Source organism: Pyxidicoccus sp. M6 (genome assembly GCF_055568925.1).
In genome coordinates this window covers 3,190,272-3,205,172 of record NZ_CM145714.1, presented here as the reverse complement: position 1 = coordinate 3,205,172, position 14,901 = coordinate 3,190,272, and the positions used below count along the sequence as shown (strand labels likewise).

The window sequence follows — 14,901 nt, the reverse complement described above, 5'->3', positions numbered from 1 at the left end:
GGTGGGTCATTTGTTTCCGCCCTTCGGTATCGGGTGCTAAGAGCGTGAGCCATGCGAGGCATCCTGCGCGGCTCAGTCATCCGACTCGCGACCCTGGGCCTGCTGCTGTTCACGGTGGCGGCCCGCGCGGAACACGACCCCTTCTCCCGTGGCTTTGACGCCGTCCCGGTGAAGCCCACCGCGGCGCAGCACAGCGGCATCGCGCTGGAGGGCACCTCCTCCGGTGAGCCCGTGGGCAGCTTCCGCGGCGCGCTCCTCTTCGACTTCAACTGGCGCATCCTCGCGCTGAAGCTGGGCGACGAGAAGCTGGGGGACTTGCTGCCCTACCGGCTCGACGCGCACCTGCTCTTCGCCTACCAGCTGCACGAGCGGCTGGAGCTGGCGGTGGACCTGCCCTTCACGCTGCTGCAGGGCGATAACTTCGACCTGCTGAGCGACGCGCTCGACGCGCCGGGCTTCCCGGGCGCCGCGGGCGTCAGCAGCACCACGCTGGGCGACATCCGCCTGCTGCCGCGCGTCCACCTGCTGGACCGCGAGCAGTTCCCCGTGGGCCTGTCGCTCATCGCCGAGGTGCGGCTGCCCACCGGCAGCGCGTCCAGCTTCACCGGTGAGCGCGGCGTGTTGTGGGCTCCGCGGCTCGCGGTGGAGCAGCGCTTCACCTTCCTGCCCATTCCCTTCCGCGTGCTGGGCAACGTGGGCGTGCGCCTGCGTCCGCATGCGCAGTACCTCAACCTGCTCGTGGACGACGAGCTGACGGTGGGCGCGGGCGCGGTGGCGGAGCTGCCCAACCTGGGCCGCTTCACGGACGTGGAGGGCGTGGCGGAGATGCACCTGGGCACGCCGCTGGTGCGGCCCTTCAACTTCGACCAGGCGGACTCGCTGAAGTCGCCGTGGGAGGTGCTGGTCGGCGCCCGCGCGAAGGTGTGGGGCAACTGGGGCCTGGAGCTGAACGTGGGCCGCGGTGTCAACCTCACCACCGGCTACGGGCGCGAGGCCCTGCGCGTCATGTTCGCGCTGCGCTACGACGAGAAGTTCGTCGACTCGGACGGCGACGGCGTGCCGGACATCCGCGACAAGTGCCCCACCGAGGCCGAGGACAGGGACGGCTTCCAGGACAACGACGGCTGCCTGGACCCGGACAACGACGGCGACGGCGTCGTGGACGGTGAAGACGGCTGCGTCATGGAGAAGGGCCCCAAGGAGCGCAAGGGCTGCCCGGAGAAGGACACGGACGGCGACGGTGTCACCGACGAGTTCGACAAGTGCCCGGACAAGCCCGGCCCGAAGGACTACGACGGCTGCCCGGACAGCGACGGCGACGAGGTGCCCGACAACGAGGACGACTGCCCCGACATGTTCGGCCCGCCGGAGAACAACGGCTGCCCGTTCGACTCGCCGCCGTACGTCTTCGTGGAGTCGGACCGCATCCGCATCAAGGGCAACGTCCTCTTCGAGACGGGCTCGGCCGTCATCCAGAAGCGCTCGTACCCGCTGCTGGACGAGGTGGCCACGGTGCTGCGGAAGAACCCGACGCTGGGCCCGGTGCAAATCGAAGGGCACACGGACAACCGCGGCTCGCGGCAGCTCAACATGAACCTGTCCGACAAGCGCGCGCGCTCCGTGCTCGAGTACCTCGTGAGCAAGGGCATCGACCGCAAGCGCCTCACGTCGGCGGGCTTCGGCTTCGACCGGCCCATCGCCACCAATGACACCGCGCTGGGGCGCGCGAAGAATCGCCGCGTCGACTTCCGCCTCATCAAGTCCGAGGTGGAGACCGAGAAGAAGGAGACCGTCGTCCCCGCCGGACAGCAGCCGCCCGCGGGGAAGACTCCGGCTGGTGGAGGAACGCCGGCCCCGGAGAAGGAGAAGAAGTAGCGGCGCGGTGGTGGGTGCCCGCGGCTACTTCTTCGCGGGCACCACCGAGACCTCACCCACCCAGGTCTTCTTCACCTTGAAGCGGGCGCCCGTGCAGGCGACGGCCACGCGTCCCTTGCACGGATTCACATAGACGAGCTTGCAGCTCCCCTCATCCTTCACGAGGGCGTCGAGCTCCGCCATGCAGGGAGCATCGTTCGTCTGGCAGCCCTCCCCACCCTCCAGGTCGCTCGACCAGTAGATGCACTGGTGCGCGGGCGGCGACGTGACGCTTCCCGCGGCCGGCGCGTTGTCGCAGAACCCTGTCTTCTGCTTCACCGTGCCGGCCGGCTTGGCCCCGCCGAAGATGCGCAGGTTGAAACCACTCGCCGTCAGGTGCTTGAGGTCCGCGTACGGGCCCGGGTCGGTCGCCGAGGACCACGCCTCGACGCAGGCCCCCAGCTCCTGGCGGCAGCTCGGCTCCGAGGACGGCAGTTGCGCGCACGGGCCGTTGGCCGGCACCGAGAGCGCGTGGCCCCGCGGCGTCGGCGTCGACTCCAGCCGAAGCTGCGGCGGCGTCACGTCCTCGAACGCGGCGAGGTTGAAGTACACGTGGGTGCGCGTGACGGGGTCCGCGTCGCTCTCCCGGAGCGCCCAGAGGAACGTGGTGCGGGCCGCCTCCTTCTTGCCCTGCTTCTGCAGACACAACCCGAGGTCCGCGAGCGTGGGTCCGTGCTTCGGGTCGAGCTTCACCGCGTGCGCGAACAGCGCGCAGGCCTCGTCGTACTTCCTCGCGCGATAGAGCTGCGTCGCGCGGGCGCGGAGGGCCTCGACGGAGTTGTCCTTCTTCGCGGCGGTGCCCTGCGCCGGTGCCGCGGCCAGCAGGGACAGCGTGAGGACCCAGGACATGGATGGCTCCTTGTCTGTCTTTGACCGGGCCAGGGCGGCGTGCGCCCCGGCGGCTCACTGCTGCTTCAGGGCGCGCTCGATTCGGCGGCGCAGGGCGTCCTCGGACAGGGAGCCGCGCTGCGCGTCCATCACCTTGCCCTCGCGGTCCAGGAAGTAGAGCGTGGGCAGCGCCGTCACCTGGAAGGCCTGCGCCACCTCGTCGCTCGCATACACGACGTAGGGCTGCAGCTCCGGCAGGTTGCGCTTGATGAAGGTCTCCACCAGCCGGGGCGCACGCGGGCCGTCATCGCGGCTGGCCGCCACGAAGACGAGTCCCTGCGGCTCGTACTCCTTCGCCAGCTTCACCAGCGAGGGCATCTCCTCGCGGCACGGCGGGCACCAGGTGGCCCAGAAGTCCAGCATCACCACCTGGCCCTTGAGCTCGTCCAGCTTCAGCGTCCCGCCGCCATGCTTCTCCAGCACGATGGTGGGCGCGGACGCCCCGTCCGGCATCAGCTTCGCGCGCTGCGCCTCCACCACGCCGAGGTACACCACGCCCGCCAGGCCCAGCGCCGCCAGCAGGCCCAGCACCACCTTCGTCCCGCGGCCCTTCGGCGATGGCGGCGGAGCTCCAATCCCTTCCTGCGTCACGCGAATCCACTCCTCGTCAGGCGGCCGTGCACCCGCCGCAACACCCACCGCACGCCGCCGCGAGCCATGGGACGGCGCGATACCCACGCCGCCACCCCGGGCCCCCAGCGATAGTAGCCTCGGATGAACACGCGTCCGAGCACCCTCTTCCGCAGCACCTCGTCGCGGTACGCGCGGAAGGCGACCAGCTCCGGCGCGCCCTCACCGAAGGCCACCGTGGCCACGAAGCACGAGGACGCCGGGCTCACCCACATGAGCCGCTGGTTGGTGAGATTGACGACGGCCTTCAGCTCGCGCGCCTCCGTGTAGAGGAAGGCGAGCAAGTCCCTCCGGGCGGCGGGGAACTCCTGGCCGCTCGCCTCCTCGAACTCGATGCGCGTGGTGCCGGCGGGGCCGACCTCGTCCACCGTGAAGAAGTAGCGCTTCGAGCTGCGGCGGACCTCCACCTCCAGCCCGCGCAGCTCGCCGAAGTAGCCCAGGAAGGGCGTGTGGCACACCGGGCAGACGAAGCGGTTGTACGGGTGGCTCGTGAGGAAGGCGAAGTCGTTCACCCGCTTGCAGCCGGTGTTGGGGCACACGAGCTTCACCGTCGCCTGGGGCGCGGAGCGTGGGTCATACCGCGACACCTTCGTCGCCTTGTCGAACACCTGCGGCGGGCGCGGCGGCGCCGTCACCAGGTGCCGCGTGGGGTGCGCCGCCCGCTCCAGTTCCTGCGCGCGGCGCCACGCCGTCTCGGCGGCCTCCAGCCGGCCGTCCGCCGTGTGACACAACGCCTCGCCATGGGCGAGCAGCGCCGCCACCAGCTTCTCCAGCGCGGCGGTGGCGGACGGGTCCCGTCCAGCGGCGAGGGCCTCCGCGAGCACGCGCTCCACCTCCGGCAGCAGCGCCTGCGCGGCCTTGCGCGAGGGGTCCTCCGCGCGTCGGTAGACGGGCGGCTCGGGGATGCGGGCGAACAGCGCGGACGCCGCCGCCCGCACACGCTCCACCGCCGCGTCACCACGTCCCACGTCCAGCTGCGCCGCCCGCTCACGGGCCTGTTGGAAGAGCTCTTCGGGTTGCAAGCCCGCGGACATTAAGGGCCCCACCCGGCCCTGTCAGCGACTTGCGCCCACCCGCGGTCGGAAACTGGCCAGCCGCGCTTCACGGGTGTACGAGGAGGTAGGAGGCTGTGAAGAATGGGTGCACTGAAGTTCATCGTCTGGACGGCCTGCGCGGTGGGACTGGGCATCTTCCTCGCGACGGGTGAGGTGGATGGGCGCACGCCGCTGGAGCACATGGAGCGGGCGTGGAAGCGCACGGTGAAGCCGAACGCCGTGGACCGCGTGAAGGACGGGCTGGAGGACGCGTATGAGGACGCGAAGGACGCTGTCTCCCGCCCGACGAATCCGGCGCCGCGCGAGCGCATCAGCGCGGAGGACCGTGCGGCGGTGAACCGCATCATCGCTCAGAAGAAGTAGCTCGGACCCCGGGCCCGCTTCCCCCGCGAATGCACCCTCCCTAGCTTGCGCCCAGGCGGTGTTGGGGCGGAGGCGGGGCCATGGGCAGGGCCGGGGTCAGGAGCGTCGTTTTCTTTGCCGCGCTGGTGTGCGCGCTGGTGCTGCCAGCGCAGGCCGCCGGAAGCGGGAATGAGCGGTTGTGGCTCGAGGCGAAGAACCGCGCGCTGCACCAGCAGCGTGCCACCCTGAGCGACGTGGCGCGCCGGGCGATGCCGGCGGTGGTGTCCATCACCACGAAGCAGGCGACAGCGGAGACGGCCGTGTCCGGCGAGGAGCCGCAGAAGGGTATCGGCTCCGGCTTCATCATCCACCCGGACGGCTACATCCTCACCAGCGCGCACGTGGTGGAGGGCGCGTCCGAGGTGAGCATCACCGTGCTGCACCCGCGCGGCGGCGTGGAGGAGTACCCCGCGCGCGTGCTGGGCCAGGACGACCGCACCGACTGTGCCCTGCTGAAGATTGAAGCGTCCCGCAGGCTGCCGGTGCTGAAGCTGGCCTCGGCGACGCACGTGCGCTCGGCGGACTGGATTGTCGTCATCGGCAATCCGTTCGGTCTGTCGCACTCGGTGACGGTGGGCGTGGTCAGCTACATGGGCCGCACGGACGTGACGCCCAATGGCCGCGACGGCGACTTCGACTACATCCAGATGGACGCGTCCATCAACCCGGGCAACTCGGGCGGGCCCGTGCTCGACTTGCACGGCGACGTGGTGGCGGTGGCCAACGCCGTCAACGTGGCGGGCCAGGGCATCGGCTTCGCCATCCCCATCGACATCGCCAAGACGGTGATTCCGCAGCTCAAGGTCCACGGCCGCGTGCGCCGCGGGTGGATGGGCATCAGCGTGCAGGACTTCTCGCCGGAGGTCGCGGACGCCTACAACCTGCCGCGCGGCCGGGGCGTGGTGGTGACGGAGGTGGCCGAGGGCGGACCGGGCGAGCGCGCCGGCCTGCAGGCCGGTGACGTCATCGTCGGCCTGGACTCGCGGAGCGTGACGCGCGCCCACGCCCTGCGCTGGCAGGTGGCCGCGCGCGGCGTGGGCCGTCCCGTGAAGCTCAAGGTCCACCGCCTGGGCCGGCCGATGCGCGTCACGGTGAAACTGGAGGAGATGCCGGCCGAGGAGGCACCCGCCCCCACCCTGGCCGCCACCACGCCCGGGCGCCAGCCCACCCGGGGGCAGTCCGTGCTGGAGGACCTGCTCTCGCCGGTGCCCCGCTCCAAGGCCTCCCTGGGGAGCCCTCCCTCGAAGGAAGCGGAGGACGGAGCCGAGAGTTCAGAGGACGGCGCACCCGAGCCCTGAAGGGGGCCAGCCCCCTGTGTGGGCTCCCGGCATTCTCCGGCCTCCTTGCGTTCGGGTTGCATGGGCGCTAGACAGTGCGCCTTTTTCCGTACCCGGCGGCGGGTTCCACCTCGGTGTGGCGCCGCGATTCCGCATCGTTCGCAGGAGAGTTCCAAATGGCCGAGGCCCAGACGACGAAGCTCACCCATTGGCCGCGTATCGCCAAGGGCAATGGCAAGAAGGCGTGCACGGTGGAGGGCTGCAAGCGCCCCTACCGCGCCAAGAGCTACTGCTTCTTCCACTTCAAGAAGTGGCGGCAGGGTGAGCTGCCCCACTCCCGTTACCGCACCTGCTCCAAGGCGGAGTGCCGCGTGAAGACCTTCAAGGCCGGCCTGTGCGAGAAGCACTACGGCGAGACGTACAAGAAGGAGGCGGCGGCCTAAGAGCCGTCGTCGCTTCACGGCAACGCGGCGCCGGGGCATCCCGCTCTACTCTCAGACGGAGCTGCCCCGCGCCACCGCGCGCCCCAGGTGCTTGAAGGCCGTGAGCCACAGCTCCGCCTCGCGCTGGGTGAGCCGCGCACGCAGCAGCGTCAGCTCCAGTTCATTCAGCACGTGCTCCGGCGCCTGCGGGTTGAGGAACTCCGCACCCAGCAACACCTCGCGCATGCGCGCCGCCAGCGCGTTGAGCGTGCCCATCCGCGCGCCCTCTTGCGGCGCCACGGGCGCGGAGGGCTGCAGCCCCTGACGGTGGCAGAGGTAGAGCAGCACCGCCGCAGACTGCGCGAGGTTCATGGACGGCTGCACGTCCGACGTGGGGATGACGAGCACGTCCGTGCAGCGCGCCAGCTCCTCGTCGGAGAGCCCCCGCTGCTCGCCGCCGAACACGAGCGCCACGCGCCCGCGCTGGCTCTCCTCCGCCAACTTCTGGACGGCCTCCTCCGGCGTGAGGGCGGTGCGCCCCTTGAGCTGGGTACGAGACGTGGTGCCGACGGCGTACACGCAGTCCGTCAGCGCTTCTGGAAGGTCCCGCGCCACGGCCATGCGCTCGAGCACGGCGTCGCCCTTCACCGCCAGGCGCTCGGCGCCGCGGAACGAATAGGTGGCCGGGTCCGACAGAATCAGCCGTGAAAACCCGAAGTTGGCCATGACCCGCGCCACGGCCCCCAGGTTGTCCGGCGAGCGCGTCTGATGCAGGACAACGGTGAGATACTCCCCTGGACGCATGCCTCCGAGTTTAGCTGGTTGATCCTGGAGGAGATCGGTATATTCCCGCTCGTCATGCGTCGCTGGCTCCCTGGGCTGCTCCTCTCGCTCGTCACCGTCCTCACCGCTTGTGGTGAGGCTGGCGTGCCCGCGCGCGCCACGATGAGCGCCCGCCAGGCCCTCACCAACCCTCCGGAGTTCCTGGAGGGCGAGTCCCCGGCGACGCGGCTGGAGCTGTTCCGCGAGGTGGCCCGCCAGTCCGTGGTGGAGGCCGGCCAGGCCGCGCAGGCGCTGGTGCTGTTCCCCATCAGCCAGCAGGGCGAGCTGCTCGCGGCGCGGGGATTCGACGCGAAGACGGACCTCTTCCAGTCTCCGGACGCGGGCGGCGGCTTCCAGCTCGTGTTCGACGCGCGCGTCGGCGAGCGTTGGCCGGAGGACCGCCGCGAGGCGCTGCAGGGCCTGTCCGAGCGCGAGGCCGCGGAGCTGGTGGCCCGCACGCTGCTCGCCCACTGGGGCATCCACCCGGAGGGCGCGGTGCAGGTGGACCGGGCCTCGGGCGCGCCGTACGCGGTGGCGTACGTGGACGGAATCCTCCGCATCAACCCGGCTTTCCTGTACCTGGCGGCGGCGTACGGTCCCGCTTCCATGCCGGCCACGCTCCAGTAGAGTCGCGCGCCTCCAACGGAAGGCCCACCTTTCTCTCGCCACTCCCAGCGAGGGGGTGGACCTCGAGGCGCTAGTGGATACCTCCGCAATTCACGCTCAGCTTCCCCTCACGCTCCGGCAGACGGACCTGCCGTCGCTCGGCCAGCAGTACCGCGGCAAGGTCCGCGAGACGTACCGGCAGGGCGACCAGCTCGTCCTCGTCACCACGGACCGGCTCTCCGCGTTCGACCACATCCTCACCACGATTCCCTTCAAGGGCGAGGTGCTGAACCGGCTCTCCGCCTTCTGGTTCGAGCGCACGAAGCACATCTGCCCCAACCACGTGCTGGACGTGCCGGATGCGAACGTCACCGTGGCGCGCGCCTGCCAGCCCTTCGCGATTGAAGTGGTGGTCCGCGGCTACCTGACGGGCAGCCTGTGGCGCGACTTCCAGAAGGGCACGCACACCGCCTACGGCGTGCCCTTCCCGGAGGGCATGCGCAAGGACGAGGCCTTCCCCGCGCCCATCATCACCCCGTCCACCAAGGCCGAGTACGGCCAGCACGACGAGCCCATCTCCGAGAAGGAGTTGCTGGCGCGCGGCCTGGCCACGCCGAGGGACTGGGCGCGCGTCACCGAGGCCGCCAAGGGGCTCTTCCTGGAGGGCCAGAAGTGGGCGCGCACGCGTGGCCTCATCCTCGTCGATACGAAGTACGAGTTCGGCAAGGTGGGCGACCAGCTCTACGTCATCGACGAGATGCACACCCCGGACTCCAGCCGCTACTGGGTGGCGGACGAGTACGAGGCGCGCTTCGCCAAGGGCGAGGACCAGCGCATGCTGGACAAGGAGAACATCCGCCAGTGGCTCATCCGCGAGCGGAACTTCTCCGGCCAGGGCACCCCGCCCGTCATCCCCGACAACGTGCGCGTGGACCTGGCCACCAAGTACCTCGCCGCGTACGAGCGGATTACCGGCGCGCCGCTGGCGCTGGACGTCGGTGACGTCAACGCCCGCATCGAGCGCAACCTGCGCGCGAAGGGCTACCTCAAGTAGCCGCCTCGCCACGCCGGAGCCTGGCCGCTCCGGCGTGCCTCGACGCCGCGGCTATTCGCTGCGGCCGAACACGCGGCGGAACACGTCGTCCATGTGCCGCGTGTGGTAGCCCGGGGAGAAGCAGTCGGAAATCTCCTCGGGCGTCATCATCTTCAGGAGGTCCGCGTCGGAGAGCAGCGCCTTGCGGAAGTCGGTGCCCTCCTCATAGAGCTTCATCGCGTTGCGCTGGACGATGACGTACGCGGCCTGCCGGTCCATGCCCTTGCGCGCCAGCTCCAGCAGCAGTCGCTGCGAATTCACCACGCCACCGAGCAGCTCCAGGTTCTTCTTCATCTGCTCCGGGTAGACGCGCAAATCTTCCATCAGCCGCGCGAAGCGGATGAGCATGAAGTCCATGAGGATGGTGGCGTCCGGGCCGATGACGCGCTCCACGGACGAGTGGGAGATGTCCCGCTCGTGCCACAGCGCCACGTCCTCCATCGCGCTCACCGCGTAGCCGCGCAGCAGGCGCGCGAGGCCCGTGAGGTTCTCGGAGAGAATCGGGTTGCGCTTGTGCGGCATCGCGCTGGAGCCCTTCTGCCCCGCCGTGAAGGGCTCCTCCGCCTCGCGCACCTCGGTGCGCTGCAGGTGGCGGATTTCCACCGCGAACTTCTCGATGCTGGAGCCCAGCAGGGCCAGCGCGGTGAAGAACTCCGCGTGCCTGTCACGCTGCACGACCTGGCTGGAGGCCGGCGCGGGCTTCAGGCCCAGCTTGCGGCAGACGTGCTCCTCCACCGCCGGAGGCAGGTGCGCGAAGGTGCCCACCGCGCCGGAAATCTTGCCCACGGCGATGGTGTCGCGCGCGTGCAACAGGCGCGTGCGGCCGCGGCGCAGCTCGTCGTACCAGATGGCCAGCTTGTGGCCGAACGTAATCGGCTCCGCGTGGATGCCGTGGCTGCGGCCCATCTGGAGCGTGTGCTTGTGCTCGAAGGCGCGCTTCTCCACCGCGGCCATGACGCGCTCGAGGTCCTTCAGGATGAGGTCCAACGCGTCGCGCAGCGTGAGCGCCAGCGACGTGTCGAGCACGTCCGAGGACGTCATGCCCAGGTGCAGCCAGCGCGCGCTGGGCCCCACCCGCTCCTCCATGAAGGTGAGGAAGGCGATGACGTCGTGCTTGGTGGTGCGCTCGATTTCCTCAATCTTCGCGGCATCGGCGGCGGTGAAGTCACCGGCGCGCTGGAGGCAGTCGGCCAGCGCCTCCTTGGGGGCGAGCCCCGCCTCCACCATGCCCTCCAGCGCGGCGAGCTCCACGTCGCGCCAGCGGCGGTAGCGGGCCTCGTCGGACCAGAGGGAGGACATCTCCTGTCGGCTGTATCGCGGAATCACGGGCAGACCTTCGCGGCAAGGTCCACCGCGCCGTGAGCCGGAGCCACTCCAGCACGGCGACGGAGGACGGACCTGACTGACTCGCGGCGGGTCCTACCGCTCCAGTCGCCCCACCGCCAGCGCTACTGTTCCAACGCTTTCGCGCCGCTGGGGGACGGCTTCAGCCGAACTGTTGGCCATTGGCCGGGGGACCCGGCGAGCACGCCCCCGTGTTCAGGGCTTCACTCCCGAGCAGCAGCGGAAGCCCACCGAATTCGAGCGCTCCGAGGGGGCCCCGTTCTTCCGCGCCGAGCAGCGCGACGCATAGTCCGGCTTGTTGAAGGCGCCGCCCTTCTGCGTGAAGTCCACCTTGTCGAAGCGCGTGGCCGTCCACTCCGCCACGTTGCCGGCCAGGTCCACCACGCCATAGGCGGAGCGGCAGCCCTTGAAGGTGCCCGAGGCCGCCAGCGTCCGGTCATCCCCCGAGGCCGTCTCGGTGTTGCAGACGTTGGCGTCGTACGGGTTGCCGTACGGGAAGCGCGCGTTGCCCGGCCCCTTGCAGGCCTTCTCCCACTCCTCCTCGGTGCACAGGCGCTTCCCGTCGCGCTCGCACAGCGCGCGGGCGTCCTCCCAGCTCACCCCCACCTTCGGCTGCGCGCCGGCCTGGTTGGGGTACTCGTACTCGTCGATGCAGAACGAGGGCACCTGGACGCTCGCGATCGGGCGCTCGTCGAGGAACTTCATCGTGTCGTCCCCGGCCGTGCCCATCTTGAACGCGCCGCCACTCACGCGGCGCATGCCGGCGGAGCAGTCCCCCACGGGCGCCGCCACGGCGGACATCCCCTCGGAGACGGGAGCCGCGGCGCCCTCGCGTCCCGCCTGTCCCGGGGGCGTGACGCCTCCCGGGCCCACGCGGGACATGGCCTGTTGGCGCACGCGCATCACGACGTAGCCGCCACCCAGGCCCAGGGCGAGGCCGCCCACGATGAGCAGCACCATCCACAGCGTGGAGCGCGGCTTCGCCTTCGCCGCGCGAACCACGGGCTGCGTGGGAAGCGCGCCGATGCGCGGGGCCGAGCGCGCCGCGGACGTCGTCGGCGAGTCCAGCCGCCGCGCGCCCGAGCGGGCCCCCGACATCGCGGGCGAGCTGTCCAGCGAGCGCGCACCGGAGCGGGCACCCGACATCGCGGGTGACGAGTCCAAAGTGCGTGGAGCCGTGCGCGCGCCGGACGTCGCGGGCACGGAGTCCAGCGTGCGCGGGGCCGTGCGCGCGCCGGACAGCGCCGGAGTGGACTCCAGCGTGGGCATGCTGGCGCGCACGCCGGAGACCGTGGGGCCCGCATCCTGCGTGGGCGCGGTGGCGCGGTCCGCCTCCTGACGCCCCATGGAGGCCTCCGCCTCGTGGCGCGCCGAGGACGCGCGGGGCTGCGCGGGCACCGGGCCCGAGGGGCGCGGCGACGGCAGGGAAGGCACCGGGCCCGAGGGGCGCGGCGCCGACGGCATGGAGGCCACCTGTCCCGAGGCACGGGGCGGCTGCGAGCCCATGGAGGGCACCGGGCCCGAGGGACGCGGCGCCGCAGACGCCTTGGGCGCGGGTGGCGTGACGAACGGCAGGGCCTGTTCCGTCAGGCGCTGCGAGGGGTGCCCACCGCCGCCCGCCCCGGCCGGCCTAGTGCTGCCCATGATGGCCGCCAGCGTCGCGGCATCCAGCGGCTGCGTGGCATCCGGCGGAGGCGGCTCCTCCTCGTCCTCGGGAGGCAGGGGCCTGGGCGCGGCGACTCCGGGGGCCGCCACGCCCGGAGCTTCGGCCTGGGCGTCCATGGCGGGAAGCATGCCGGTGGGCACCGGCGGAGGCGGCGGAGGCCGCGAGGTGGCCTTCCCGCTGGAGGCCTGCGCGGAGCCCGGAGGCGGGCGCTGCGCGGAGGCGATTGCGGCGGGCGTACGCGAGAGGATGCTGGCGAACTCCGCATGCAGCTCCCCCGCCGTCTTCGGACGCGCCAGCGGGTTGGGGTTGAGTGTGCGGCGGTAGAGCGCCTCGAAGGACGTCGGCAGGTCCGGGTGGTGCATCGTCAGCCCGGGAATGACGCCCTCTTCCGGGAGCAGTCCCGCGACGAGCTCGCCGAGGATGACGCCGAGCGAGTACACGTCGATGCGCGTGTCCAGCTCGCCTCCGGCGACGTACTCCGGCGCGATGTAGACGTCCGCGCGGTGGCTCTTCTGCGCCTGCACGAAGGGAAGCTGCGGCACCGCGAGCCCCAGGCCGTAGTCCGTCACCTTCAGCAGGTCCGGCAGGACGATGACGTTCTCCGGCTTCAGGTCGGAGTGCGGCCCGAAGCGGTGCGCGGCGTCCAGCGCCGCGGCCATCTGCGCCAGCAGCGGCTCCACGTCCTTCAGCGAGAAGAGCTGCCCGCGCGAGGTGCGCTGCTCCAGCATCCGCCGCAGCGTCATGCCCTCCAGCAACTGCATGGTGAAGAAGGGCCGGTCTCCGTCCTGGCCCTCCTCGTACACGCGCAGGAGGTTGGGATGGTTGAGCTTCTTGCCCACGCGCATCGACAGCGAGAACTGCGTGCGCTCCTCGGGCTGCTGCACCAGGCGCGGGTGCACGGCCTTGAGGGCGAGCTCGACGTCAATCTCCTGGTCCTGGGCCCTGAAGACGAAGCCCATGGGGCCGGCGCCCACCACCTCCTGGATGGAGTAGCGGCCGGCGACGACGTCCCCCGGCTTGTAGGGAGCGCCCTCCAGTCCCCGTCTGCGAGCGGCGCCCGCCGCCTGGCGCGACGCCGCGTCGTACTTCAGCCCGCAGGTGGGACAGGTGTCTGTCGTCGATGGGACGTGACTGCCGCAGCGGTGGCAAAGCAAAGCAGTGGGACTCCAGGGGACAGTCGAGGGGGACCGCCACGGGGCGGCCCAGACTCATATTCTGCCCGCTCCCCTGACAGCAAGGAACGACGAGCGGAGTCCCTGACTCTACCGGCCCGTGGAGCCGAAGCCGTTGGCGCCCCGCGACGTGGCGTCCAGCGCTTCCACCTCGTGAAGTTCCACGGACGTTACGGGCGCCACGACCAGCTGGGCCACGCGGTCGCCGCGACGCAGCGTGAAGGGCTCGTTGGAGAGGTTGATGAGGATGACCTGCACCTCGCCGCGGTAGTCCGCGTCCACCGTCCCCGGCGCGTTGAGCAGCGTGACGCCGTGCCGCAACGCCAGCCCCGAGCGCGGCCGCACCTGGCCCTCGTAGCCGGCCGGCAGCATGAGCGCGAGCCCCGTGGGCACCGCCATCCGCTCCAGGGGTCGCAGCACGCGCTCACCGTCGATGTCCGCGCGCAGGTCCAGCCCGGCGGCGAGCTCCGTCTCGTAGCGCGGCAGCGGCAGCGGGTCCGGCCGCGCGCGCACGCGAACCACCTTCACAATCAGCGGAGAGGCCATGTGCAACTTCATGCCACACCACCCCACCGAAGCCAGTTTCCAGCCAGTCAGGGCTCCAGGTCCTTCAAGGCCGTGCGCAGCGCGGTGCGGAACTTCAGCGGGTCCATGGGCCGCGCGGCGAGCTCGAGCTGGTAGTGCAGGTGCGGCCCGGTGCTGCGGCCCGTGTTGCCGGAGCGGGCGATGACCTGCCCGCGCTCCACCCGCTGCCCCACCGCCACCCGCAGCTCCGAGTTGTGGCAGTACGCCGTCGTCACGCCGCGCCCGTGGTCCAGCACCAGCACGCGGCCATTCACCGAGTCCTCGCTCGCGCGCCGCACCACGCCTTCGGACACCGCGCGCACCTCGGTGCCGGTGGGCACGCTCAGGTCCACGCCGGTGTGCAGCTTCCGCGTGCCGAGCACGGGGTGGAGGCGCTCGCCGAACGGGCTCGACACGGGCGCGCCCTCGTGGACGGGCCACGCGAGGCCGAAGGCGGTGGCCAGCGCGAGGGCCTGCGCCGCGCCCACGGACGCGCCCTCGAAGCCGGGAGGGAGCTGGCCGGCGAGCCGCTCCAGCGTGGGTGCCTTCCCTTCTGCGGCCACGCGGTCCAGCGCGTAACGCGCGGGCACCCGGCCGACGAAGAGGGCCGTGAGCCTCACCTCGTCGCCGGGGAAGTCCGCCTCCAGCGCCGCGTGCAGCTTCTTCGCTGCCGCGGGGCCCTCGGTGGTGTCGAGCAGCGCCGTGGCGGACACGCCCACCTCCGAGGCCAGCGCCAGCACGGGCTGCCGGGCGCGGGCGTCCAGGCCCTTGAGCGCGAGGTGCGTGCCCCACGCGAGTGCCTCCGCGTCCGTCAGCGGCCTCGCGAGCGCCACCTCGGGCGCCACCAGGGGCTCGGAGAGCTGCGTGCCGCTCACGCCGTCGTAGTACGCGAGCAGCGGGCGCGCGGTGCTCCGCGTCCCGGTGGCCCAGGCCGCGGCCCTGCGCGCCAGCGCTCCCGCGGGCGTGTGGTGGTACGCCGCCCAGAGGCAGAGCACCGCCATGCAGAAGTCCAGCATCCCCCTCGCGCGGCTTCGGAACATGCAGGC

Annotated in this window: 14 protein-coding genes; 6 read left to right on the top strand and 8 right to left on the bottom strand. The window is 71.3% G+C overall.

Annotation, left to right across the window (positions count from 1 at the left end):
- Positions 1–51: 51 nt before the first annotated feature.
- On the top strand, positions 52–1,875 hold the full coding sequence (locus tag ACVTJA_RS13470) for an OmpA family protein (RefSeq protein WP_465836759.1): 1,824 nt from the start codon (positions 52–54) through the stop codon (positions 1,873–1,875).
- A gap of 24 nt (positions 1,876–1,899) precedes the next feature.
- Here ACVTJA_RS13470 and ACVTJA_RS13465 read toward each other — a convergent pair whose 3' ends face one another.
- From ACVTJA_RS13465 to ACVTJA_RS13455, 3 genes are read right to left on the bottom strand one after another with little or no spacing between them, the layout of a single operon-like run.
- The gene (locus ACVTJA_RS13465) at positions 1,900–2,763 is read right to left on the bottom strand and encodes a tetratricopeptide repeat protein (protein ID WP_465836758.1); all 864 of its coding nucleotides are present in this window, start codon (positions 2,761–2,763) and stop codon (positions 1,900–1,902) included.
- A 54-nt stretch (positions 2,764–2,817) separates the two neighbouring features.
- Complete coding sequence (locus ACVTJA_RS13460) at positions 2,818–3,393, bottom strand: TlpA family protein disulfide reductase (RefSeq protein ID WP_465836757.1); 576 nt, start codon at positions 3,391–3,393, stop codon at positions 2,818–2,820.
- Positions 3,390–4,466 carry a CFI-box-CTERM domain-containing protein gene (locus ACVTJA_RS13455; protein ID WP_465836756.1) on the bottom strand — a complete coding sequence of 359 codons (1,077 nt, stop codon included), beginning with the start codon at positions 4,464–4,466 and terminating at the stop codon, positions 3,390–3,392. Before ACVTJA_RS13455 ends, ACVTJA_RS13460 begins: the two co-directional genes overlap by 4 nt.
- Positions 4,467–4,568: 102 nt before the next feature.
- Here ACVTJA_RS13455 and ACVTJA_RS13450 point away from each other — a divergent pair, with 102 nt between their 5' ends.
- The 3 genes from ACVTJA_RS13450 (at position 4,569) to ACVTJA_RS13440 (ending at position 6,609) form a co-directional block, all read left to right on the top strand.
- Entirely contained in the window at positions 4,569–4,850 is a 282-nt protein-coding gene (locus ACVTJA_RS13450) for a hypothetical protein (protein WP_465836755.1), read from the top strand.
- Positions 4,851–4,930: 80 nt separating this feature from the next.
- Complete coding sequence (locus ACVTJA_RS13445; RefSeq protein ID WP_465836754.1) at positions 4,931–6,187, top strand: S1C family serine protease; 1,257 nt, start codon at positions 4,931–4,933, stop codon at positions 6,185–6,187.
- A gap of 155 nt (positions 6,188–6,342) precedes the next feature.
- Positions 6,343–6,609 (top strand): vegetative protein, encoded by a 267-nt coding sequence (locus ACVTJA_RS13440; protein ID WP_465836753.1) that lies wholly within the window; start codon positions 6,343–6,345, stop codon positions 6,607–6,609.
- A 51-nt stretch (positions 6,610–6,660) separates the two neighbouring features.
- On the opposite strand, the gene ACVTJA_RS13435 is transcribed toward ACVTJA_RS13440, so the two are convergent.
- Positions 6,661–7,392, bottom strand: a complete 732-nt coding sequence (locus ACVTJA_RS13435) for an RNA methyltransferase (protein ID WP_465836752.1) — start codon at positions 7,390–7,392, stop codon at positions 6,661–6,663.
- Between the two features lie 54 nt (positions 7,393–7,446).
- Between ACVTJA_RS13435 and ACVTJA_RS13430 the strand changes: the two genes are divergently transcribed.
- Both ACVTJA_RS13430 and ACVTJA_RS13425 read left to right on the top strand, forming a co-directional pair.
- Complete coding sequence (locus tag ACVTJA_RS13430; RefSeq protein ID WP_465836751.1) at positions 7,447–8,037, top strand: hypothetical protein; 591 nt, start codon at positions 7,447–7,449, stop codon at positions 8,035–8,037.
- A 73-nt stretch (positions 8,038–8,110) separates the two neighbouring features.
- Positions 8,111–9,070 carry a phosphoribosylaminoimidazolesuccinocarboxamide synthase gene (locus tag ACVTJA_RS13425; RefSeq protein ID WP_465836750.1) on the top strand — a complete coding sequence of 320 codons (960 nt, stop codon included), beginning with the start codon at positions 8,111–8,113 and terminating at the stop codon, positions 9,068–9,070.
- 51 nt (positions 9,071–9,121) lie between these two features.
- On the opposite strand, the gene purB is transcribed toward ACVTJA_RS13425, so the two are convergent.
- The 4 genes from purB to ACVTJA_RS13405 form a co-directional block, all read right to left on the bottom strand.
- A complete protein-coding gene (purB, locus tag ACVTJA_RS13420; protein WP_465836749.1) occupies positions 9,122–10,435 on the bottom strand; it encodes an adenylosuccinate lyase in 1,314 nt (437 codons plus the stop codon).
- A 213-nt stretch (positions 10,436–10,648) separates the two neighbouring features.
- Positions 10,649–13,078 carry an SUMF1/EgtB/PvdO family nonheme iron enzyme gene (locus ACVTJA_RS13415; protein WP_465836748.1) on the bottom strand — a complete coding sequence of 810 codons (2,430 nt, stop codon included), beginning with the start codon at positions 13,076–13,078 and terminating at the stop codon, positions 10,649–10,651.
- Positions 13,079–13,381: 303 nt separating this feature from the next.
- Positions 13,382–13,837, bottom strand: a complete 456-nt coding sequence (gene dut, locus ACVTJA_RS13410; RefSeq protein WP_465836747.1) for a dUTP diphosphatase — start codon at positions 13,835–13,837, stop codon at positions 13,382–13,384.
- 47 nt (positions 13,838–13,884) lie between these two features.
- On the bottom strand, positions 13,885–14,895 hold the full coding sequence (locus tag ACVTJA_RS13405; RefSeq protein WP_465836746.1) for a M23 family metallopeptidase: 1,011 nt from the start codon (positions 14,893–14,895) through the stop codon (positions 13,885–13,887).
- Between the last annotated feature and the right edge of the window lie 6 nt (positions 14,896–14,901).

Coding starts and splice junctions, on each gene's coding strand:
- ACVTJA_RS13470 (WP_465836759.1), top strand. CDS start 52: ATGCGAGGCATCCTGCGCGGCTCAGTCATCCGACTCGCGACCCTGGGC.
- ACVTJA_RS13465 (WP_465836758.1), bottom strand. CDS start 2,763: ATGTCCTGGGTCCTCACGCTGTCCCTGCTGGCCGCGGCACCGGCGCAG.
- ACVTJA_RS13455 (WP_465836756.1), bottom strand. CDS start 4,466: ATGTCCGCGGGCTTGCAACCCGAAGAGCTCTTCCAACAGGCCCGTGAG.
- ACVTJA_RS13450 (WP_465836755.1), top strand. CDS start 4,569: ATGGGTGCACTGAAGTTCATCGTCTGGACGGCCTGCGCGGTGGGACTG.
- ACVTJA_RS13445 (WP_465836754.1), top strand. CDS start 4,931: ATGGGCAGGGCCGGGGTCAGGAGCGTCGTTTTCTTTGCCGCGCTGGTG.
- ACVTJA_RS13440 (WP_465836753.1), top strand. CDS start 6,343: ATGGCCGAGGCCCAGACGACGAAGCTCACCCATTGGCCGCGTATCGCC.
- ACVTJA_RS13435 (WP_465836752.1), bottom strand. CDS start 7,392: ATGCGTCCAGGGGAGTATCTCACCGTTGTCCTGCATCAGACGCGCTCG.
- ACVTJA_RS13430 (WP_465836751.1), top strand. CDS start 7,447: ATGCGTCGCTGGCTCCCTGGGCTGCTCCTCTCGCTCGTCACCGTCCTC.
- ACVTJA_RS13415 (WP_465836748.1), bottom strand. CDS start 13,078: ATGGGCTTCGTCTTCAGGGCCCAGGACCAGGAGATTGACGTCGAGCTC.
- dut (WP_465836747.1), bottom strand. CDS start 13,837: ATGGCCTCTCCGCTGATTGTGAAGGTGGTTCGCGTGCGCGCGCGGCCG.
- ACVTJA_RS13405 (WP_465836746.1), bottom strand. CDS start 14,895: ATGTTCCGAAGCCGCGCGAGGGGGATGCTGGACTTCTGCATGGCGGTG.